The 22,639-nt window shown below is 39.0% G+C and carries 25 protein-coding genes; all 25 read right to left on the reverse strand.

Annotation, left to right across the window (positions count from 1 at the left end; all coding sequences use genetic code 11):
• Positions 1 to 20 precede the first annotated feature (20 nt).
• The 25 genes from fabZ to LIS78_RS26135 all read right to left on the reverse strand — a co-directional run bounded on the left by fabZ (position 21) and on the right by LIS78_RS26135 (position 22,632).
• The gene (gene fabZ, locus LIS78_RS26015; RefSeq protein ID WP_013059788.1) at positions 21 to 455 is read right to left on the reverse strand and encodes a 3-hydroxyacyl-ACP dehydratase FabZ; all 435 of its coding nucleotides are present in this window, start codon (positions 453 to 455) and stop codon (positions 21 to 23) included.
• Positions 456 to 538: 83 nt separating this feature from the next.
• Positions 539 to 1,360, reverse strand: a complete 822-nt coding sequence (locus tag LIS78_RS26020; RefSeq protein WP_209150773.1) for a flagellar hook-basal body protein — start codon at positions 1,358 to 1,360, stop codon at positions 539 to 541.
• 23 nt (positions 1,361 to 1,383) lie between these two features.
• Complete coding sequence (locus LIS78_RS26025) at positions 1,384 to 2,208, reverse strand: flagellar hook-basal body protein (RefSeq protein WP_252284504.1); 825 nt, start codon at positions 2,206 to 2,208, stop codon at positions 1,384 to 1,386.
• A gap of 114 nt (positions 2,209 to 2,322) precedes the next feature.
• Positions 2,323 to 3,324 carry a rod shape-determining protein gene (locus tag LIS78_RS26030; RefSeq protein ID WP_209150775.1) on the reverse strand — a complete coding sequence of 334 codons (1,002 nt, stop codon included), beginning with the start codon at positions 3,322 to 3,324 and terminating at the stop codon, positions 2,323 to 2,325.
• A 186-nt stretch (positions 3,325 to 3,510) separates the two neighbouring features.
• Positions 3,511 to 3,774: a sporulation transcriptional regulator SpoIIID gene (gene spoIIID / locus LIS78_RS26035; RefSeq protein WP_013059792.1), complete on the reverse strand. Its 264-nt coding sequence runs from the start codon at positions 3,772 to 3,774 to the stop codon at positions 3,511 to 3,513.
• A gap of 275 nt (positions 3,775 to 4,049) precedes the next feature.
• Entirely contained in the window at positions 4,050 to 4,880 is an 831-nt protein-coding gene (gene spoIIQ / locus LIS78_RS26040; RefSeq protein ID WP_028409695.1) for a stage II sporulation protein SpoIIQ, read from the reverse strand.
• 161 nt (positions 4,881 to 5,041) lie between these two features.
• Entirely contained in the window at positions 5,042 to 6,064 is a 1,023-nt protein-coding gene (gene spoIID / locus LIS78_RS26045; RefSeq protein WP_195781571.1) for a stage II sporulation protein D, read from the reverse strand.
• A gap of 161 nt (positions 6,065 to 6,225) precedes the next feature.
• Positions 6,226 to 7,530 carry a UDP-N-acetylglucosamine 1-carboxyvinyltransferase gene (gene murA, locus LIS78_RS26050; RefSeq protein WP_013059795.1) on the reverse strand — a complete coding sequence of 435 codons (1,305 nt, stop codon included), beginning with the start codon at positions 7,528 to 7,530 and terminating at the stop codon, positions 6,226 to 6,228.
• A 31-nt stretch (positions 7,531 to 7,561) separates the two neighbouring features.
• Positions 7,562 to 8,302, reverse strand: coding sequence for a YwmB family TATA-box binding protein (locus LIS78_RS26055; protein ID WP_195781570.1), 741 nt, complete (start codon positions 8,300 to 8,302; stop codon positions 7,562 to 7,564).
• 160 nt (positions 8,303 to 8,462) lie between these two features.
• Entirely contained in the window at positions 8,463 to 8,699 is a 237-nt protein-coding gene (locus LIS78_RS26060; protein ID WP_013059797.1) for a DUF1146 family protein, read from the reverse strand.
• 274 nt (positions 8,700 to 8,973) lie between these two features.
• The gene (locus LIS78_RS26065; RefSeq protein WP_013059798.1) at positions 8,974 to 9,378 is read right to left on the reverse strand and encodes a F0F1 ATP synthase subunit epsilon; all 405 of its coding nucleotides are present in this window, start codon (positions 9,376 to 9,378) and stop codon (positions 8,974 to 8,976) included.
• 26 nt (positions 9,379 to 9,404) lie between these two features.
• Complete coding sequence (atpD, locus tag LIS78_RS26070) at positions 9,405 to 10,826, reverse strand: F0F1 ATP synthase subunit beta (protein ID WP_013059799.1); 1,422 nt, start codon at positions 10,824 to 10,826, stop codon at positions 9,405 to 9,407.
• Positions 10,827 to 10,862: 36 nt separating this feature from the next.
• Positions 10,863 to 11,720 carry a F0F1 ATP synthase subunit gamma gene (locus tag LIS78_RS26075; protein WP_013059800.1) on the reverse strand — a complete coding sequence of 286 codons (858 nt, stop codon included), beginning with the start codon at positions 11,718 to 11,720 and terminating at the stop codon, positions 10,863 to 10,865.
• A 105-nt stretch (positions 11,721 to 11,825) separates the two neighbouring features.
• Complete coding sequence (atpA, locus tag LIS78_RS26080; protein WP_013085461.1) at positions 11,826 to 13,334, reverse strand: F0F1 ATP synthase subunit alpha; 1,509 nt, start codon at positions 13,332 to 13,334, stop codon at positions 11,826 to 11,828.
• Between the two features lie 15 nt (positions 13,335 to 13,349).
• Complete coding sequence (locus LIS78_RS26085) at positions 13,350 to 13,895, reverse strand: F0F1 ATP synthase subunit delta (protein ID WP_013085462.1); 546 nt, start codon at positions 13,893 to 13,895, stop codon at positions 13,350 to 13,352.
• A complete protein-coding gene (locus tag LIS78_RS26090; RefSeq protein ID WP_013085463.1) occupies positions 13,892 to 14,410 on the reverse strand; it encodes a F0F1 ATP synthase subunit B in 519 nt (172 codons plus the stop codon). The genes LIS78_RS26085 and LIS78_RS26090 overlap by 4 nt, the downstream gene beginning before the upstream one ends.
• A gap of 102 nt (positions 14,411 to 14,512) precedes the next feature.
• Positions 14,513 to 14,725, reverse strand: coding sequence for a F0F1 ATP synthase subunit C (gene atpE, locus LIS78_RS26095; protein WP_013059804.1), 213 nt, complete (start codon positions 14,723 to 14,725; stop codon positions 14,513 to 14,515).
• Between the two features lie 90 nt (positions 14,726 to 14,815).
• Positions 14,816 to 15,526: a F0F1 ATP synthase subunit A gene (gene atpB / locus LIS78_RS26100; protein ID WP_013059805.1), complete on the reverse strand. Its 711-nt coding sequence runs from the start codon at positions 15,524 to 15,526 to the stop codon at positions 14,816 to 14,818.
• 18 nt (positions 15,527 to 15,544) lie between these two features.
• Positions 15,545 to 15,916 (reverse strand): ATP synthase subunit I, encoded by a 372-nt coding sequence (locus LIS78_RS26105; protein WP_013059806.1) that lies wholly within the window; start codon positions 15,914 to 15,916, stop codon positions 15,545 to 15,547.
• A gap of 6 nt (positions 15,917 to 15,922) precedes the next feature.
• Positions 15,923 to 16,144, reverse strand: coding sequence for an AtpZ/AtpI family protein (locus LIS78_RS26110; protein ID WP_013085464.1), 222 nt, complete (start codon positions 16,142 to 16,144; stop codon positions 15,923 to 15,925).
• Between the two features lie 297 nt (positions 16,145 to 16,441).
• Positions 16,442 to 18,634, reverse strand: coding sequence for a S8 family serine peptidase (locus LIS78_RS26115; RefSeq protein WP_209150777.1), 2,193 nt, complete (start codon positions 18,632 to 18,634; stop codon positions 16,442 to 16,444).
• Positions 18,635 to 18,701: 67 nt separating this feature from the next.
• Positions 18,702 to 19,853: a non-hydrolyzing UDP-N-acetylglucosamine 2-epimerase gene (gene wecB, locus LIS78_RS26120; RefSeq protein WP_195781568.1), complete on the reverse strand. Its 1,152-nt coding sequence runs from the start codon at positions 19,851 to 19,853 to the stop codon at positions 18,702 to 18,704.
• 22 nt (positions 19,854 to 19,875) lie between these two features.
• The gene (gene upp, locus LIS78_RS26125) at positions 19,876 to 20,505 is read right to left on the reverse strand and encodes a uracil phosphoribosyltransferase (protein WP_013059810.1); all 630 of its coding nucleotides are present in this window, start codon (positions 20,503 to 20,505) and stop codon (positions 19,876 to 19,878) included.
• A 213-nt stretch (positions 20,506 to 20,718) separates the two neighbouring features.
• Positions 20,719 to 21,963 carry a serine hydroxymethyltransferase gene (gene glyA / locus LIS78_RS26130; protein WP_013059811.1) on the reverse strand — a complete coding sequence of 415 codons (1,245 nt, stop codon included), beginning with the start codon at positions 21,961 to 21,963 and terminating at the stop codon, positions 20,719 to 20,721.
• 117 nt (positions 21,964 to 22,080) lie between these two features.
• Positions 22,081 to 22,632, reverse strand: coding sequence for a TIGR01440 family protein (locus LIS78_RS26135; protein WP_374726329.1), 552 nt, complete (start codon positions 22,630 to 22,632; stop codon positions 22,081 to 22,083).
• Positions 22,633 to 22,639: the final 7 nt, after the last annotated feature.

Here is a 22,639-nt window from a genome sequence, read left to right on the forward strand (position 1 = left end):
GCATCAGCAGCTCTTATGTACTATTCTTTTTTATCGCCTAAAGCAAACATAATATCTGTTTCGCAGACTAACTCTCCATCTACAGTTGCGATACCTTTTCCTTTGCCAATAGATCCACGCGCACGTACAATTTCAACCTCTAAACGCAGTTGATCACCAGGTCTTACTTGCTTTTTAAAACGGCAGTTGTCAATGCCTGCAAAAAATGCTAAACGTCCTTGATTTTCTTCTTTTTTCAGCATAGCTACTGCTCCTACCTGAGCCAAAGCTTCTACAATTAAAACCCCTGGCATCACAGGATAGTCAGGGAAATGCCCGTTAAAAAATTCTTCATTGGCAGATACGTTTTTTAAACCAACTGCTTTTTTTCCCTCTTCCACTTCTAAAATACGATCAACCAATAAAAATGGATATCGGTGTGGAATAATTTCTTTAATTTGTTCAATATCAAGCATAAATAAGTCTCCTTTCAAACCGCATGTAACATACGATACTATTATCAATATACAGAATGCTCAATTGAGAAGCAACTACTTGCTTAAGCTCTGATTCCATTCACCAAGCCCATCATTTGGTCTGCAATTGAAATAGAGCGGGAATTAAATTGATACGCACGTTGAGCAATGGACATATCAGTGAGTTCTTTGCTCAAATCTACATTTGACTGTTCCAAATTCCCTTGCTCTACGTCTGCTGTTTCTCGAGCTTTTCCAGTCAAATCTGTAAACATATTCGGTTGGTTCATCCCTGCTGGAAAGGCAAATAGATTTTCTCCTTTAGCTTCTAGCACCTGCGGCTTTTGGATATTTGTTAACCCAAGGGTAAACTGGTCAACGCCCGTATTCGTAGTAACCGTTATCGTTCCACTTCCATCAATTTGTATATCTTTGAACGCGTTACTGAAAATAATAGCTTGACCATTTTCCCCCAGCACATCCTGACCAGAACCGTTTACTAATTTAACATTGTTCGGGCCTTCAGGGCTAAGATGAAAAGAACCATCTCGCGTATATTGTACAGGCTGTTGGGAATCGTTTACGGCAACTTGAAAATAAACGTTTGGATTTGATGCAGCTACATCTAATAGTTTATCTGTATTCTGAAAAGCACCCTGCGTCATATTCAAGCTCGTTTGATCTAAATAAGCGCCTGTGCCTTGCCGAATTCCGGCTGGCGTAAGCCGCTTTTCTGTTCCCTTATCTTCTTGATTGTTTACTTGTTGATACAGCATATCATTAAATGAAGCATCTCTCGATTTATATCCTGTCGTATTTGTATTAGATAGATTATGACCAATAACATCAAGCTGCTGCTGCAGCTGTCCCATCGTATTGGCCGCTGTTATCATTGTACGGTTCATCCTTCTCATCTCTCCTGTTGCTTTTAGCGCACACGCCCAATTTCATTTGCCGCTTTATCCATGCTTCTATCATAAGCTTGCATTATTTTTTGATTTGCTTCAAAAGCTCTGTAAGCCGTTAGTAAATCCGTCATACTTTGAGCAGCATCTACATTGGAACGTTCAACAAATCCTTGCTTTAACTGATAAGAAATGCCTGGATTATTCCTTGCTGAAGGCAAGGGCTGATTGTTTAGCGTTTCATACAATCCATTCCCCGCCTTTTTAATCGTTTGTAAATCACTAGCATAAGCAATATCGATTTGTGCAACCTGCTGATTATTTTCCGTTACGTTACCTTGTGAATCAACTGTAAAGTTTTCACTTTTTAGTTGAATTGGTTGATTATTTGTATTTAATACATAAGCTCCGGTAGACGTAGTTAAAAACCCTTCTTGATCTAATGTAAAATTACTGTTTCTTGTATATTGAGGCGTATTATCAGGGCTTTGTACCACAAAAAATAGTCCGCCCTCTTTTGTAGGCATATTTTGCTCCATCAATGCAATATCAGTTGATTGAGACGTTTGCTGAAGGTCACCTTGTGTAAAATTTGGAACTGTTTCTTGCATATACACGCCCGTATTAATCGCACCTATGTCTTTTTTGTTCTGAACAGAGATGTTACGGTCAGTGGGTAAATCTTCAGATTCCATTCGCTGCAGCAACATATCAGGAAATGCCTTTAACGTACCTTGATCTGCTTTAAATCCTGGCGTATTAGCATTTGCTATGTTATTCGTTAATAAGTCAGTTTGACGCTGTTGAGACAGCATACCCGCTGCTGCCGTGTAAAACCCTTTAAACATACTTCATCCTCCTTACAAGTAAACGTTATTCGTTATAGCCAGCTGACAGAGTATAATAGATAAAAGAAGAGACTCCTCTGTATGAAATGAGCCAATAGAGGAGTCTTCATTTATTTAAACAATATTACGACGAGATAGTTTATCAATATTATCGAGCATAATACCTGTTCCAACAGCTACACAATCCATTGGATTTTCTGCAATTAGCACAGGCACCTTTAATTCTTCCGCTAACAGCTGATCCATACCATGAAGCAATGCTCCACCGCCAGTTAAAATAACGCCTCTGTCTATAATATCGGCAGAAAGTTCGGGAGGTGTACGCTCTAATACACTTTTCGAAGCTTGTACAATGACGCTGACAGACTCTCTAAGTGCCTTCTCTACTTCTTCAGAATAAACAGTAACCGTACGAGGTAGGCCTGAAACCATGTCTCGCCCTCGAATGTCTAGCTCTTCATTACGAGCTTTAGGAAACACCGTACCAATTTTCACTTTAATTTCTTCTGCTGTACGCTCTCCAATTAAGAGCTTATATTTTTGCTTAATGTACTGCAAAATTTCGGCATCAAAACGATCACCAGCCATCTTAATAGAAGCTGCTGTTACGATATCGCCCATTGAAAGGACAGCCACATCGGTTGTACCTCCACCAATATCTACGACCATATTTCCGCTCGGCTGAAAGATATCCATCCCAGCGCCAATAGCCGCGACTTTTGGTTCTTCTTCCAAATAAATGGTTTTTCCACCGCTCTTTTCAGCAGCTTCGCGAATTGCTTTTTGTTCAACAGAGGTAATATTTGTTGGACAACAAATTAAAATGCGAGGCTTGGATAAAAAACCTTTTACATTTAATTTGTTAATAAAGTGTTTGAGCATAGACTCTGTAATTTCGAAGTCAGCAATAACACCATCTTTTAAGGGACGAATGGCAATAATATTACTGGGCGTTCTTCCTACCATACGTCTCGCTTCTTCCCCTACTGCTAGCACTCTATTTGTATTTTTATCAATCGCCACAACAGACGGTTCATTTAACACAATTCCTTTGCCTTTAACGTGAATTAAGACGTTAGCTGTACCTAAATCGATACCAATGTCTTTTGCTAACATACCTTAAATCCTCCTTCTATTTACATATCTTTGCATGATAATCATTCTTTTTTCCTAATTTACTATTTTATCACAATTTGTATATGTATGTTGTTATTAGCAAAAATATTTATTATATACCTATTTTATCCAAAAAATAAAATGCCCTATACTACCTCTATAAAAAAGGCAATATTGGGCATTTTTTCATTTTACAGTTTCTTCTTCCTTTTTGTACTTTAATTTTGTTGCTTCTCCTCCACGCAAATGCCGAATAGATTTATGATAATCAAGAATTTCTTTTACTTCATTTGCTAATTCAGGATTTATTTCTGGTAGACGCTCTGTTAAATCTTTATGGACAGTACTTTTCGAAACGCCAAATTCTTTCGCAATTACACGAACTGTTTTCTTTGTTTCTACAATATACTTTCCAATCTTGATAGTTCTCTCTTTGATGTAATCGTGCACACTACTCGCCCTCCCCAAATTGGATATGAGAAGTATCCAAGGGAATGTATATATTATCCCTTTTCTAACATTCTCTTTATAGGTTTGTAACAGTTTATTAGCTTGTGTGCAGATATATGCTAGAAAAGTCAGTAAGGACAAGTGATTTCTTATATTTTTTTGAAAATTTAGTGTTTTTTATTTACTTTTTTAACATAATGCATCTCATTTTAGAAAAATTCATAAAAAAAGAAGCTCGGTTTTATCCAGCTTCTTTTCGTATTTATGGTCTTGCCTTATGCATTTGGTTTAGACGTATCTGTTGAAGGTTGTTTTGAATCTTTATCTTCTTTAGTCTTTTCATCAGATGATTTTTCGCTATCCTTTGATTCTTCAGAAGAAGAGTCGTCTTTTGGTTCTGTCACTTCAGCTGCTTTGACTTCTTTGATAGAACTAACAGATTTTCCAAAATAACTGCTTGGATTAATTGCTACACCATCTTTACGAACTTCAAAGTGCACATGTGTTTTTGCTTCTTGATTATATAAGCTTTTTCCAGCTTTTGCGATCGTTTGGCCTTGTTTAACAATATCTCCTACTTCTACATCAGCTTTCTCAAGAGATTGATACTGTGTTACTAAACCATCTTTGTGATCAATTTCTACTACATAACCTAGTAAAGGATCTTTTGTTGCTTTTGTTACTGTACCGCTAGCTGCTGCTACAACATCAAATGATTTATCTCCCTTAACAGCTAAGTCAACACCTGTGTTTGGATGATACGTATTGTTGTAGAAAACTAGTGCTTCTTCTTGTTGTTTTTCAGATGCTTGATCGTCGTAGAAAGGCTTTTTCACGATAGCTGATGCTTCACTAGCAACTGGCATTTTTAAATTTTCAAGCGAAGCATTTACCTCTACAGCATCGTCTCGATAAGCCGTACCGTCTTGGCTATAGCCGCTTTTGTCTTCTTTGCTAATATCGTTTCCATTAGCTTGAAACCAAAGGACTGCTGTAAGAATAATTGCTGCACTCGCTAAATAGATAGCCGGGAACACCCAACGCTTTCTAACTAATTTTTGAACTTTCGATTTTGGAGAAGTACGTTTCTTTTCTTCCTCTCTCATATATCATCACCTCAGCAATCAGTCTGAACACAATTGAATGAATATATACACAGCGATAAAAAATTTTTTTCGATTATTTTTCAACAGATGAATCTAAAATATACATTTTATTTAAAAAAAGTGAAAAACATAAAAAAGACCCTGCTATAAGGGTCTTTGAATTAGCGTTTAGCTGTCAATTGTGCAACAAACTGATCGTTAGGGGTAATGGCAACACCTGTATAATAATGAGTAACAATATCTTTATACGTTTTTCCTTCCAGTGCCATACCATTTGCTCCGTACTGACTCATCCCAATACCATGTCCATATCCTTTTGTGTTGATGATAATTTCATTACCTTTTTTTGTCCAATGAAAGTCGGCTGACGATAAACCCAGTTTTTCCCGAACATCTTTTCCCGACAGTTCTTTACCGTTTATCTTTACGTAATCTACGCGCTGCCCCGGCGTTCTAGAGACGATTTCACCTACTGATCCACTGTTTGTTAATTTCACTCCAAGCCTCTGTTCAAAGCTAGCAACAGACATTACTTTCTGATTTGTAAATTCAGGAGACTTTTTATCCCATGGACTAGCTACACTTTTTAGATAAGGAATGGAATTCTTCCAATACGCTTCTGAATTTTCAGTGTAACCATTGCTGGTAGAAAAGAACGTAGCATTAATTGGCTTATTTTTATACGTAAGAATTTGACCTTGGGTGTCCTTCACTGCTTCTTGAATTTTTTTGATTTTCCAATCATAGTCTTTGTTCCATCTGCTTCTTAGCTCATCTTTATTTAAATATACTTGGTACTCTACGGTATCAGTCACATCCGCTCCTTGGGGAAGATGACTATTTCCATTCATCATAGTTTGCACAATATAGGTTCTGGCTGCCAAACTTTGAGCCTTAAGTGCTTCAAGTTCAAAAGTAGCAGGCATTTCAGCTGCTACTACCCCTACAAGATAGTCTTCGAGCGGCAGTTTTTCTACTTTTTTCGTTTCCGTACGATAAACACTGACGTCAAGAGGAGACGCTGTCACTTTTTGTAGTTTTTCGGCTTTTGGGGTCTGTTTGACATTTTCATGTAGCTTTCCATCTGTCTTTTCAGTAAAAGGAACAACGAGAAGTGTTGGGATGAGTAACACAACGAAAAAAAAGATGACTCCTAGTACGACGATTGGCTTTGCTTGTTTCATGAACGCCTAGCCTCCATATCTATTATTTTGACAAGGAACACCTAATCCCTATATTCCATATGTATGGAGGTGGACAACCTTTTATGACAGCAAACCGGCCATAAGGGTCGTCCAACGACAAAAAAAGCATCTCGCTATGAGATGCTTTTTTTATGACATATTTACTTGACGTCTGAAGCCTGTTGAGTTTGTTCTACTTGCTTTGTTTCGTCATTTACACGTTCAATATCAGCGCCTAAAGCGGCTAATTTATTGTGGAAATTTACATAACCACGATCAAGGTGTTTTAATTCCGTTACACGCGTATAGCCGTCTGCTACAAGTCCTGCTAATGTTAACGCTGCTGCTGCACGAAGATCTGTTGCTGCTACTTCAGCGCCTTGTAGTTGAGAAGGTCCGTTAATAATAACAGAGCGTCCTTCAATTTTAATATCAGCGTTCATGCGGCGAAACTCTTCTACATGCATAAAGCGGTTTTCAAAAACTGTTTCTGTAATCATACTTGTGCCTTCTGCTGCTAATAATAATGCCATCATTTGAGATTGCATATCCGTAGGGAACCCTGGATGAGGCATTGTTTTAATATCTACTGATTTTAGCTTTTCAGGTCCTACAACACGTAAGCCGTCGCCTTCTTCAGTAATTTCAACACCCATTTCTTCCATTTTAGCAACAAGTGAACTGATGTGCTCTGCTACTGCACCGCGTACAAGTACATTTCCACCTGTAATAGCTGCTGCTACCATGAATGTTCCAGCTTCGATGCGATCTGGAATAATTGCATGTTCTGCACCATATAATTTATTAACACCTTCAATACGGATCGTACCAGTTCCTGCACCGCGAACTTTAGCGCCCATTGCATTTAAGAAGTTTGCTAAGTCGACAATCTCAGGTTCTTTTGCTACGTTTTCCATAATTGTAGTGCCTTCCGCTAATGCTGCTGCCATCATAATATTTTCTGTGGCGCCTACACTTGGGAAGTCTAAATAAATTTTAGCACCTTTTAGTCTTCCTTCAACTTTTGCATCAATAAAACCATTTCCTACTTGAACTTTAGCACCCATTGCTTCAAAGCCTTTAAGATGCTGATCAATCGGTCTTGATCCAATCGCACATCCGCCAGGTAAAGCTACACGAGCCTCACCTGTACGCGCCAATAAAGGACCCATTACAAGTACTGAAGCACGCATTTTTCTTACATATTCAAAAGGTGCATCTGTTTTTAACTCTCTTGATGCATCTACAACTACACGATTTGTTTCAAAGTCTACTTCTGCATTCAGATGTCTTAAAACTTCGCCAATCGTAAATACATCGGAGAGAGCTGGTACATCATTTAGAATTGTTTTTCCTTCACTAGCTAATAAGGTTGCAGTGATAATAGGTAAAACGGCGTTTTTTGCTCCTTCAACTTTAACTGTACCGCTTAATCTATTTCCACCGCGGACGATGATTTTTTCCAAGGTATTCCCCTCCGCGTCCATTTTCTCTATATTAATATTCAGACGTAATGATAGGTGTGCCAACAACTATGGTTGTTTGACCGCCCATTCTTGTCTTGCGTAATGCAATTTGTAAGTTCATTTCCTGCTTTTTCGTTTGAAGAGCTTCTTTCCACAGTCCAGTATATGCTGAAACAGAGGTAAATGACTCTTCCACTAGAGATTCCACTGGTTTAGCATTGAAAGCTCGTAATAGGTCTTGAATTTCAACAGACAAAACACTTTCCATCTTATCATTGATTTCCCCTGTTGCACAAGAGAAAATTATGGGTTCTGATAGGAAAATTTTTTCATAATTTGCCTGAAATACATTTTGAAAATGGGTCATATTTTTTTCTTTTAAACCTTGTCCCGTTACATGATACGATATGTACGCATTGCTGTGTTCATCGATCGCATAAGTTAACAGAATGACTTCGTTCACATCTTCACTTTTGCGTGTACCTATTGCTTTCCATAGGTCTCTTTCCCTCTTCACTTCCCATTTAAAACCTCTAAAATTACTTTTGATACTTTTAGCTTGCGAATAAAAGGTTTTTTGGTCAGTAACAGCTTTTACTTCTTCTCTTGCATACAACGATACTTCAGTTAACGAAACATGCTGCTTATTTAAGGTGTGAACAATCTTCTCAATAGTAGTTTCATTGTTTTGGGCATTGCTCACATAACTTCCATGATATACGAATAAGCCAGTAATGAAAATAGCCAAAAAGACACTAATTTTTTTAAACATTTCGCCACTCCCTCTCCGTACTCATCAGTCTTTCCAGAAGGCGATGATACATACATGAAAAGGGTCGTCATATTTAGACATAGTGACATACATTAGCGTATAAATTCGTATATCTTCAATGAATGAACGTCTATTTTATCATAGACTCATAGCTTGCCAATCATTGAAAAAATGAGGGAATGCGCTGTGACCAAAATAAATAATCCAAAAAGAAATTACTTACTGTTGATGAAATCGTAATGGTCAATAAAATAAGCATTAATTTTGCTTGAAACACATGATTAGGTTTCATCAGCTTTTCAATTTGAAAGCCTTGCAAAGCATACCAAGTAATCACAATAAAAATCAAATGTGAAATCATGGTTAGTAACGTTTGCTGTTCAATTCCTCCAAACAATAAAAGCACTCCTTTTAAACACCATATGAAAAGAAGAGACGATCATCGTCTCTTCTTTTCATATTAAAGCACACTTATGCAAATTCGTAAACGGTAACATGAAAAACATTTATTTTATTCCCTATTTTAAGATCCTTTTCCATTATTGAGCAAAATAAAGAAGATGGATGCGCTTAGTTAAATGGAATATATAATCATAGATGAATGCTATTTGCTCTTCCCCTTTTGTATAATAGAGCAAAAAAGCCCTCTCATTCGTTTGAGAGGGCTTTTTTTAGAACTTACGTTGACTAATATCTAAACGATTGACTGCCCGTTTTAAGGCAATTTCAGCACGCTTAACATCAACGTCGTCTTGTTTGCTATCAAGGCGCATTTCAGCGCGCTTTTTCGCTTCTTCTGCACGAGCTACGTCAATCTCTTCAGCTGTTTCAGCAGCCTGTGCAAGAATTGTTACTTTGTCAGGTCTTACTTCAAGAAATCCTCCGCTAACAGCCACAAGTTCTGTACTGCTTGCCTTCTTCAAGCGGACGGCTCCAATTTGTAAAGGAGCAACCATCGGAATATGGCCATGTAAAATACCAAGCTCACCGCTCTGTGCTCGGGTACTTACCATTTCCACTTCTGATTCGTAAACTGGGCCATCAGGAGTCACTACACTGACATGGATTGTCTTCATTTAAAAAACCTCCTATGTCCCTTAAATTAAACTTCTACTCCCATACGTTTCGCATTTTCAATAACTTCTTCAATGCGACCGACTAAACGGAACGCATCTTCAGGTAAATGATCGTATTTACCTTCCAAGATCTCTTTAAATCCTTTAACAGTTTCTTTTACAGGAACATAAGAACCTTTTTGACCTGTAAATTGTTCTGCTACGTGGAAGTTTTGAGACAAGAAGAATTGAACGCGACGAGCACGTTGTACAACAAGTTTATCTTCATCAGATAACTCATCCATACCTAGGATTGCAATGATATCTTGTAACTCTTTATAACGCTGTAACGTTTGTTGAACTTGACGCGCAATTGCATAGTGCTCTTCTCCAACAATTTCAGGAGATAAAGCGCGAGATGTAGATGCTAATGGATCTACCGCAGGGTAAATACCCATCTCTGATAATTTACGCTCTAAGTTTGTTGTTGCATCTAAGTGAGCAAATGTTGTCGCTGGAGCTGGATCCGTATAGTCATCGGCTGGTACGTAAATCGCTTGAATCGATGTTACAGAACCTACGCTTGTTGACGTGATACGCTCTTGAAGCTGACCCATTTCTGTCGCTAATGTTGGCTGATAACCTACTGCTGATGGCATACGGCCAAGTAATGCTGATACTTCTGAACCGGCTTGTGTGAAACGGAAGATATTATCGATAAAGAATAATACGTCTTGACCTTGTTCGTCACGGAAGTATTCTGCCATTGTTAATCCTGTTAATGCAACACGCTGACGTGCACCAGGTGGCTCATTCATTTGTCCAAATACCATAGCCGTCTTCTTAATAACACCAGAATCTGTCATTTCATGGTATAAGTCATTACCTTCACGCGTACGCTCACCTACACCAGCGAATACCGAAATACCGCCGTGCTCTTGAGCAATGTTATTGATTAACTCTTGAATTAATACTGTTTTACCTACACCGGCACCACCGAATAGACCGATTTTTCCACCTTTAATGTAAGGAGCTAATAAGTCCACTACTTTAATACCTGTTTCAAGAATTTCAGCTTGTGTAGATAGATTTTCGAACTTTGGTGCTTGACGGTGGATTGGATCACGACGTGCACCTGCATCGATTGGGGCGTCTAAGTCGATTTTTTCACCTAATACGTTAAATACACGACCTAACGTAACGTCACCAACTGGTACTGAGATTGCTGCACCTGTATCTTCTACTTCTAATCCACGAACTAAGCCGTCAGTGGATGACATTGCTACTGTACGAACTGTGTTATCACCTAAGTGAATCGCAACTTCTAATGTTAATTCGATTGCAACTTCACTTGCACTGCTCGGTTTATGTGAAATTTTAAGGGCGTTATAAATTGCCGGAAGGTGTCCGTTGTCAAACTTTACGTCTACAACTGGACCCATGATTTGAGTAACGCGTCCTTTTGTCATCGTGTTCCCTCCTAACTTGCTTTTCCATTAAACTTTCTATTCTAACGCTGCCGCTCCGCCAACAATTTCCGTAATTTCCTGGGTAATTGCCGCTTGACGTGCACGGTTATATGACAATGTAAGATTATTGATAAGATCTTTTGCGTTGTCTGTTGCACTTTTCATCGCTGTCATACGAGCAGCATGCTCACTTGCTTTTCCATCAAGTAGGCCGCCGTAAATTAAACTCTCTGCATACTGAGGAAGTAATACTTCTAAAATCTCTTCTTGTGATGGTTCAAATTCATAACCAACAAGTTTACCAGAAGGTTGAAGATCTGTTAGAGGCAATAGCTTCTTCTCCGTCACTTCTTGTGAAATCGTATTGATAAAGTGATTGTAGTATAAGTAAAGTTCATCAAACGTACCGTCCGCAAACATTTGAACTGTTTGTGAAGCGATTCCTTGAATGTCGGCAAAAGCTGGCTGATCTGCTAAGCCTGTGATTTCAAGTAAAACCGGAATACCGCGTTTTACGAAGAAATCTCTCCCTACTCGTCCAATTGCAATCACACCGTATTCATCAGGTGATTGATGGCGTTCTTCAATAGCTTGAGATACTTTTCGCAAAATATTACTGTTATATGCTCCTGCTAGACCGCGATCTGAAGTGATTACGATATAACCAGTCTTCTTCACGCTGCGCGCAGTTAACATTGGATGTGAAGCGCCTCTGCTGCCTAGGGCTACGCTTGAGACTACCTCTTGAATTTTTTCCATGTATGGAACAAACGATTTTGCATTTTGTTCCGCTCTATTCAGCTTTGCAGCTGAAACCATTTCCATTGCTTTCGTAATCTGGCTCGTTTTTTTCGTCGATGTGATTCGAGTTTGTATATCACGTAATGATGCCAAAGGTTTCACCACCTTGTTTTAGAAGATCACGTGGTATGAAAGGTGAACAAATGTTCACCTTCACCTTATTGAAAGATTGTCTTAACATACCATGCTGACAATATATTATTCAGATGCAATAAATGTTTTCTTGAATTCTTCAAGTGCTGATTCGAATACGCCAGCTTCAGGAAGGCCACCAGTTGTACGGATTGATTCAAGTACTTCTTTACGGTTTGATTCTAACCATGTTAAGTACTCGTCTTCAAAGCGTGTAATATCTGATACTGGAACATCATCTAAGAAGCCTTTTGTTAATGCGTAAAGCACAGCTACTTGTTTTTCTACGCGAAGCGGTTTGTGTAAACCTTGTTTTAAGATTTCAACTGTACGCGCTCCTCGATTTAATTTTGCTTGAGTTGCTTGGTCAAGATCAGAACCGAACTGAGCAAACGATTCAAGCTCACGATAAGATGCAAGGTCTAGACGCAGTGTACCTGCTACCTTTTTCATCGCTTTAATTTGTGCAGATCCCCCTACACGTGATACAGAAAGACCAGCATTAATCGCAGGACGTACGCCTGAGAAGAATAGATCTGACTGTAAGAAAATTTGTCCGTCTGTAATCGAAATTACGTTCGTTGGGATATAAGCAGATACGTCTCCTGCTTGCGTTTCAATAAATGGAAGAGCTGTTAATGAACCTCCACCTTTTGCGTCCGATAACTTTGCCGCACGCTCTAATAAACGAGAGTGCAGATAGAATACATCCCCTGGATACGCTTCACGACCTGGAGGGCGGCGTAATAGTAATGAAAGTTCACGATAAGCTGATGCTTGTTTTGTTAAGTCATCGTAAATAACAAGTACGTGCTTGCCGTTATACATAAACTCTTCACCCATTGTTACCCCAGCGTATGGTGCTAAGAATAATAGTGGAGCTGGTTGTGAAGCTGATGCTGTTACAACGATTGTGTAATCTAGAGCACCGTGTTTACGTAATGTCTCTACTACGTTACGAACTGTTGATTCTTTTTGGCCAATCGCTACATAGATACATACCATATCTTGATCTTTTTGGTTTAAGATTGTATCGATTGCTACCGATGTTTTACCCGTTTGACGGTCACCGATAATTAACTCACGCTGTCCACGACCGATCGGCACAAGTGCGTCAATCGCCTTGATACCTGTTTGAAGCGGCTCATGTACTGATTTACGATCCATAACGCCAGGTGCAGCACCTTCAATTGGACGTGTTTTTGTTGTTTCTACTGGGCCTAAGCCGTCTACTGGCTGACCTAATGAGTTAACAACACGACCGATTAACTGCTCCCCTACTGGAACTTCCATGATGCGTCCTGTACGGCGAACTTCGTCACCTTCACGAATTTCCGTATATGGTCCTAAAATAATGATACCTACATTGTTTTCTTCTAAGTTTTGTGCCATTCCCATGACACCATTTGAAAATTCAACCAGTTCTCCAGCCATGACATTGTCGAGGCCATGAGCACGTGCGATACCGTCCCCAACTTGGATAACAGTACCTACATCACTCACTTTAATCTCAGACTGATAGTTTTCAATTTGCTGCTTGATCAGCGCACTAATTTCTTCAGCTTTGATGCTCATGAATTTCACCCCTATCTACGATCTATGTGCAAGAAGTCCTCGGTGGATCGTTTCTAATTTGCTGCTAATGCTGCCATCATAGATACGATTACCAATGCGAAGCTTCACGCCGCCGATTAGGCTTTTATCTACTATATTTGAAATATTTAACGTATGTTTTCCAACTTTGGAAGCAAATGATTGCGAGATTGCTCTTTTCTCATCTGCACTTAAAGGTTTGACAGAATAAACAGTTGCATCTGCCACGCCACGTACTTCGTTCGCTAGGAAACGATACTCTTGTACCATTTGGCTAACAATTTGAATGCGGTGACGCTCTAATAATAGAAGAACCGTATGTTGAACAGTTGGTGAAAGTTCAGCAAATGCCTCACTTACAAACTGTTTTTTTCGCTCAATTGTAATTTTTGGATGAGTTAATACATCCATTAATTCAGGTGTTTTAGCAAACACCTCTTCAACGATTTGTAGCTGGTCTTGCATTTCATCGATCATCTGTTTTTCTGTTGCTAATTGAAAAAGAGCTAGTGCATAGCGCTTGGCTACAGCTGGTTGACTCATCGTACATCCCCTACTTCTTGGATATATTCATGAATTAACTTCTCTTGATCTTGTTCAGAAAGTTCTTTTTCAATAACTTTCGACGCAATTAAAACAGATAATGAAGCAACTTGCTCACGTAACGCAGCAACTGCTTGATCTTTTTGCTGTTCGATTTCTTGTTTTGCTGCAGCTTTTAGACGCTCAGACTCTTCGCGTGCTGCCGCAATGATTTCTTCTTTTTTATCTTCTGCAGACTTTCTAGCGTTTTCCATCATTACTTGCACTTCTTGACGAGATTGCTTTAAGATTTCACGCTGCTCTTCAACAAGCTTCTTCGCTTCCTCATTTTGCTTTTCTGCTTCATCAATCTCACCGGCAATATGCTCTTCACGTTTTTTCATGATTCCCATTACAGGACCAAACGCGAATTTTTGAAGTAACGCAAGTAGGATAAGGAACATCACTAATTGGAAAAGAATATCTCCACCATTAATGCCTGCTGCTCCTAACACAAACATGTTCGACACGGCCATGTTCACTCCCTTCAGAGACTCCACATATATAATTTACTTATTAAAGACATAAAGTAATGGCGAAGGTTCTTTTGAATGATCTTCGCCACATGTAACACATTATTATTTACCTTGTACCATGAATGCAATAACTACGGCGATAATTGGAAGCGCCTCAACTAAGGCAACCCCAACGAACATCATTGAAGTTAATGTACCACGTGCTTCTGGTTGGCGAGCTGTGCCTTCAATCGTCTTAGAAACGATAAGACCGTTACCAATACCAGCACCTAGTGCCGCTAAACCAATCGCAATTGCAGATGCTATTAAACCCATTTTATAAAGTCCTCCCTTAATATATATGATTTTGTTTAACTAAGTTTTGTTTTGTCCAAATTGGGTATTACTTGAACAAAGCTTTATAAATTAATGGTCGCTACTCACTTTGTGAGATAAATAAACCATCGTTAACATTGTGAAAATGAAGGCCTGAATTGCGCCTACAAAAATACTGAATCCTTGCCATAAAAGCATTGGAATAGCAGCTCCAATTGTACCTAGGAAGCCTGTTGTTGCTAAACCAGCTAGCAAGCTTAACAAAATTTCCCCAGCATAAATATTACCGTAAAGACGAAGGCCAAGCGTTAACGTATTGGCAAACTCCTCGATAATCTTAAGCGGGAATAAAAATGCCATTGGCTTGAAGTAATCTTTCGTGTATGCAGAGAAACCTCGCATTTTAATACCATAATAATGTGATAGTACAACTACCATAACGGCTAACGTCAGCGTAATTGCTGGATCAGCGGTTGGTGATTTCCACCATAAGTTATGGTCAATCACGATGGCAAATGGAAGACCCAACATATTTGACACAAAAATGTACATAAGTAAAGTTACACCTAGCGTCAAAAAGCGGCCACCTGTTTTCCAATCCATATTGCTATTAACGAGTCCTTTAACAAAATCTAAGACCCATTCAATAAAGTTTTGTGCACCGCTTGGCTTCATAGCAAGAGTACGAGTACATAAAACTGCAATTAAGAATACAATAACAGAAGCTACGGTAACCATAAGCAAGTTACTTTGACTAAAAGTAAGGCCTAGAAACTCTATAGTTGGTGATTCATGACCCAACTGTGTTCACCTCTCTTTCTATCTTCTACGCATATTTTGAACAACTAAATCTATGATAATGACAACATAATACGTCATTAATCCCACAACTACACTAATAATATGAAAGGTTTTTGGATAAGAGATGGTAATCACAACTGCGAGAGCAGCTGTTGCAAATCTTACAACAGTCCCAATTGAACGGGGCTTTTTCCCCTCATCCAACGCCTGTCCAAACTGCTCAAACTTTCTTACTAAGTTCCACAAATTATACAAACTCAGGGCGGTTCCTAAAATTAAACCTGCAAAAACAGCCTTATAACTTGTAAATCCCCAGCCGAGAACGTATAATGCTAACAAATACAATATGTATGAACGAAGTCTTGGAAAAACGTGCTGCAAATCCTGCATGAATTATTAATCTCCTGAAAAAAAATGGTGGACTGTCCGCAGCATCATAAAAACACCTGCTGCTAGCCCTGAAAGAAGGCCTAAAATCAAAAATAGTGGTTCGGTGTCAAGCCATTGATCAGCCCATCTTCCAGAGAATAAGCCAATTAAGACTGAACCTGCTAACTGTGATAGAATGATTGACACTAATGCCATCGCTTGCAAAGGATGACGGTTGCGATCTTTCATAAGCTCATACCCCTTTTGCAAAATTTTCTTTTTTCCGAATTCTCTATCGTTTTTATAGCTCAATATATGATAGAAAGGCAAAAAAAATTGCTAATAAAGGTAAAAACAGCTAATAAAATACGCAGAAATATCAACGGTTTTCACAGGTTGAAAACCTTATCATTTATATTCCCTGTAAGCATACAATAGCGTATATTTAATGTCAATGTGTTTAAGCTAAAAACTTCACAATCTCTTCTTATTGTTCACATTTCTGCCACACATAAAACCTCTTCAAATGAAAACATTTAAAGAGGTTCATTCAATCGTTATTGTACTGTGTACAACCTGCTCTTGTCTATGCTTTTTCACAAATGCAAATATTTGGTACGCTCCCGGTACAAGCGATTCATCAATCGTTATTTTTCGTTTTCTCATGCCTCTTTCTACATCAACGTCAACATCTAAATACGATACAAACTGTAAAGACTGCTTATCAAAAAGAGCAACGCCTAACTGATCTGCTCCTTCAGGCAAAAACAGTTCATAGCTATACGTATTTTTCTCTTTTTCCGCCGCTACTTGCAATCCCATGACACGAGGATAATCTGGAATGCTAACCATGTACATATAAGGAAGCGAAAATGTTTCACGTGAATCATTTATTTCCAAATATCCGTCATATATACCTTTATTTTTAAAACGGGGCTGCACCGATAAAGTGACAGCTATTTCTTTTGTCTGATGGGGTGGCACCGTGACAGGTAATGGAACATCCCAGTTCACTCCTTCATCCCTTTTCGGAACGTTTAAGCGATACGTTTTTGCTTTATCAGACTGGTTATCAATTTTAAATGATAAGACTTTCTTTGATGGGCGTGTAAAAATACCGAAAGATAAAGAAGATGGATAAAATAAAGAGTCTGCTGTGACAGCTTTTGCTATTTGAATTCTCCCGGCTCCTTGTTCATATACGCGATACGTTTGACCGTTTAGCTGCTGCATTACTTTACTTGTGTTCATCAATGAAGCTTTGACTTGTTCAGGAGACCAGTTCGGGTGAGCTTGTAAAATAAGAGCGCACGCTCCAGCTACATGCGGCGCAGCCATACTTGTGCCATGCATGCGTTCATATCCGCCAGGAACTGTACTATTAATGAAGTAACCAGGTGCGACGACGTCCGGCTTGATTCCCCAAGTAGTCGTTACAGGCCCTCTTGAACTGAAAGATGTGAGCAAGTCTTGCACCACTTGCTTGCCAGTGCGTAAGTATGGTTGTTGAGACTGAATGTGTTGATTAATGGTATCACCGCTTTTTTTACTTACCCATATCACTGGAATATTTACTGACTCTTTTAGTTTACCGATTATGCTTTTTTCAGTCGGACTATATAAAATAACGGCTTTTGCTCCTGCCTGTTCAGCTTGTTTAATCTTTTTTTCAACCGCATTTCCTTCTGCTTTTAGCAAAATGACGTTACCCAACGCATGCTTTTGCTCTTTGGAGTATTGTTCATTTATTACACGCAGCGTTTGATTAAACGTCCATGGACGAGACCCTTCTACTGGCGCCATCATAACTTTTTCTTTGTTAAACCCGATTGTTAGAAATTGAACTGTTGTCGGGGAAACAGAAGCGCCAACGGAAATAGCTTTTTCCGCTGTACCTGGAGAGCCCACGGTCCATAAACCTGGACCTGAATTGCCGCTAGATGTGACCGTTACAATTCCTTTTTCAACAGCTCGATCTAACGCTAAGCTTGTTGGTAAATCAGGGCCATTCACATCATTTCCTAATGATAAATTAATAATATCTACATCATCTTGAATTGCTTTTTCGATAGCTAGAATAACACTTTCAGACGTTCCAGCTCCTCCAGGTCCAAGAGCTCGGTATGCGTAGATCTCCGCTTGAGGTGCTACACCTTTAATATTTCCATTTGCTGCAATAATACCAGCTACATGAGTGCCATGCAGAGTAGGCTCTCCTTGCTCCCGAGTTGTTTCCATCGGCTCATAATCTTTATCTATTACATCATACCCTCCCCTGTAGGTTTGTTTTAAATCGGGATGAGAATAATCAACACCCGTATCGATGACGCCTACTTTGATCCCTTTTCCTGTTAAGCGCTGATTATAAGTATCAAATAAGCCTCTTACCTGTTCTGAGCCAATGAAGGTTACGCTATTTTCTTCTGCAACCTGGTAGTTTTTAATAGAATGTGAACTAATAATAGAAGGATTATGAGATAGTTTTTCCAAATCCGAGATGGAGCCGTTTAACGAAAGTCCTGTAAACACCGTGTGAAATTCGCTCTTAATCTTTATATTAGGATAATTTTTTTGTAGCTGACTTTTAAATTTGGCGAATTTTTCTTTTTCAATCATGACAATTATTGATTTTTCCTGATGATTCATTTCTTGTTTTATAGAAGGAAATGTGGGATTGAGCGACATTTGCCCTCCCCCGCTTCCCAATATAAAGCTAATCATTAACCATTTAATCCACATAAAAAAACACCTCTCACACTATCGTGTCTCAAAGAGACACTTTTCATGTGAAAGGTGTTTAGAAATCTTACGAAAGCGGATTAAAAACTTCCGGTCTGTTTTCACGACGGTTGAAATAGTAGCTAATAGCATCACAAATGCGTTTAGAAGCTAAGCCGTCTCCGTAAGGATTCGATGCTTGTGACATTTGCTTATATACGTCTTCATCTATTAACAGCTCTTTTGCTAGCGCATAAATCGTTTCTTCTTCCGTTCCTGCTAGTTTGAGCGTCCCTGCTTCAATTCCTTCCGGTCGCTCTGTTGTATCACGAAGTACCAATACAGGTACGCCTAATGAAGGAGCTTCTTCTTGAACACCGCCCGAATCTGTCAAAATAATATGAGCGCGCTCAGCGAAGTTATGGAAGTCAATTACATCTAACGGTTCAATTAAATGAATGCGTGGGTCATTTCCTAAGATATCGTTTGCTGTTTCTCTAACTACCGGATTCAAATGAACAGGATACACAACTTGCACATCTTCATGTTCATCCACAATACGTTTAACAGCACGGAACATGTTTTTCATTGGTTCGCCTAAATTTTCGCGGCGATGCGCCGTTAATAAGATAAGACGATCATCTCCCAATTTCGTTAACACTTCATGCTCATATGTCTCTTTTACTGTCGTTTTTAACGCATCGATAGCTGTGTTTCCAGTCACAAAGATTCGCTCTTCTTTTTTATTCTCTGCTTGCAAATTAGCTGCAGACTTATCGGTTGGAGCAAAGTGCAAATCAGCAAGAACGCCTGTAAGCTGACGGTTCATTTCTTCCGGATATGGAGAATATTTATTCCATGTGCGCAAACCTGCTTCAACATGTCCCACCTGAATTTGATTATAAAAAGCTGCTAATCCGGCAATAAACGTCGTAGTTGTATCGCCGTGTACAAGTACGATGTCCGGCTTTACTTTTTTCATTACGTCGTCCAAACCTTCTAATCCTCTGGTCGTTACGTCCATAAGGGTTTGGCGATCTTTCATAATGTTCAGATCATAGTCAGGCTGAATGTCAAAAATGCTCAATACTTGGTCTAACATTTCACGGTGCTGAGCCGTTACTGTAACAATCGCTTCGAACTCCTCCGGTCGCTTTTTAAGCTCTAGCACTAGAGGGGCCATTTTAATTGCTTCTGGTCTTGTCCCGAATATCGTCATTACTTTAATTGGCTGCTTCATGTTCATCACCCGAATCTACAAATTATTTTGTACCGAATAAACGATCTCCTGCATCACCTAAACCTGGAACAATATATCCATGGTCATTTAGTTTTTCATCTAATGCCGCAATGTAAATATCTACGTCAGGGTGTGCTTCTTTTACGATTTCCACGCCTTCAGGAGCAGCAATTAAACACATAAATTTAATGTTTTTAGCGCCTCTTTTTTTAAGAGAGTTGATTGCTTCTACAGCTGACCCTCCTGTTGCAAGCATAGGATCTACTACAATAAAGTCACGCTCTTCTACATCATTAGGCAGCTTTACATAATATTCAACAGGCTGTAATGTTTCTGGATCACGATATAAGCCAACGTGTCCAACTTTGGCAGCTGGCATTAGTTTTAAAAATCCATCTACCATGCCGATACCAGCACGAAGAATTGGAACGATACCAAGCTTTTTCCCTGCAATAACTTTTGACTTTGTTTTGCAAACCGGTGTTTCAATTTCAACATCTTCTAGCGGTAAATCACGTGTCGCTTCAAAAGCCATTAAGCTTGCCACTTCATCAACTAATTCACGAAACTCTTTCGTTCCCGTTTTTACATCGCGTATGTAAGTTAATTTGTGTTGAATAAGCGGGTGATCAAATACGTATACTTTGCCCATTGATATCTCTCCTTATATATAAAGATGTACACATTAAAATACCATTCAACGAATTGAATGGTACGTACTAGTAAAAACATATCTCTTGCTAATTAAATTTATACATTGCATTCATTTTACAGAAAAAAGTTTTTGAGTTCAAGCATTATTCAAAAAATGATTGAATTGCTACCACTTTCTCCATAAAAAAACAGGCACAAAGGCCTGTCTCTCTTAAAGTGATTTATACATTTCAAACTTGCTTGTTAAAGCTTCAACGCGTGTTTTAGCTTCAGCTAACTTTTCTTCATCTTCAATATTTTTAAGCGTTAATCCGATGATAGAAGCAATTTCATCCATCTCTTCTAAGCCAAATCCGCGAGTTGTAACCGCAGCTGTACCAATACGGATACCGCTTGTTACAAATGGGCTTTGCTCATCATAAGGAATTGTATTTTTGTTTGTTGTAATACCTACATCATCAAGTGCTTTTTCAGCTACTTTACCTGTCAAATTCATTGAGCTTACGTCGATTAACACAAGGTGATTGTCTGTTCCTTCAGATACAAGAGCAAATCCTTCTTTCTTTAATCCTTCTGCTAAACGGTTAGCATTGTCGATGATATTTTGAGCATAGTGCTTAAACTCATCTTGCAATGCTTCACCAAATGCTACTGCTTTTGCAGCGATAACGTGCATCAATGGACCACCTTGAATACCAGGGAAGATTGACTTATCAATCTTTTTCGCAAATTCTTCTTTACATAAAATCATACCGCCGCGTGGTCCGCGTAGTGTTTTATGTGTTGTAGTTGTAACGAAATGAGCATGTGGCACAGGATTTTGATGAAGTCCTGCAGCTACTAGACCAGCAATGTGAGCCATGTCTACCATTAAATAAGCGCCTACTTCATCAGCGATTTCACGGAAACGCTTGAAGTCGATTGCGCGTGGATATGCGCTTGCACCAGCCACAATTAATTTTGGTTTATGTGTACGAGCTTTTTCTAATACATCATCGTAGTTAATACGATGTGTTTCACGATCTACACCATATTCGATGAAATTGTACTGAACACCACTAAAGTTAACAGGACTTCCGTGCGTTAAGTGACCGCCGTGCGATAAATTCATACCAAGTACTGTGTCTCCAGCCTCTAAAACAGTGAAGTATACAGCCATGTTTGCTTGTGCACCTGAGTGAGGTTGAACGTTCACGTGCTCTGCTCCGAAAATTTCTTTTGCACGATCACGAGCTAAGTCTTCTACTACGTCCACGTGTTCACAACCGCCGTAGTAACGTTTAGCTGGATAGCCTTCAGCATATTTATTTGTTAAAACTGAACCTTGTGCTTCCATTACCGCTGTTGTTACAAAGTTTTCTGAAGCAATTAGCTCAATCTTAGTACGTTGTCTTTGTAATTCATCCTTGATCGCATTATAAACTGCTGGATCTTGTTGCATTAGTTGTTTCTCCATCAAAATCCTCTCCTCGTTTCGTATTCGCAATGTTCGTTATTTGTTAATTCAACTACATTGTAACATGATTTATTTAGAATAAAAAAGAAAAAATGTGTATTATTTTAATATATTTAATTACGAAAGTTCGTAAAACGCTCTCATTCCACCAATTAGTTTTGGACGCGTCTTTGCTAAAGTAACATGAGCGTGTCCAACTGCGTTTAACGTACAACGAACGGGTACTGCGACATGCTTTAAATGCATACCAATGAATGTATCTCCAATATCAATACCGGCATCAGCTTTAATAAACTCTACCAAAACAGGATCTTTAAGCTGGCCATAGGCCTGTGTAGCCATCGCTCCACCTGCTTTATGAATAGGAACAACACTAACCATTTCTAAACGCTCTTTGCGAGCTAATTCTCGTTCTACTACCAGTGCTCGATTGAGATGTTCACAGCATTGAAATGCTAAGTTGACACCCGTTTTTTTTCGAAAATCTGCTAGTGTATCAAAAATCATTTCTGCGACTTCCATTGCGCCTGCGGTTCCTATTTTTTCACCAATTACCTCGCTTGTACTGCATCCAATGACAAGTGTATGTTCTGAAGACAACTGCACTTGTGCTAAAAAATCAGATAAAACTGTTTCCAACTGCTCTTTCCATTTCGTAAGTTCAGACACGTTTTTC

The organism is Priestia megaterium, from assembly GCF_023824195.1.
GTDB classification, from domain to species: domain Bacteria; phylum Bacillota; class Bacilli; order Bacillales; family Bacillaceae_H; genus Priestia; species Priestia megaterium_D.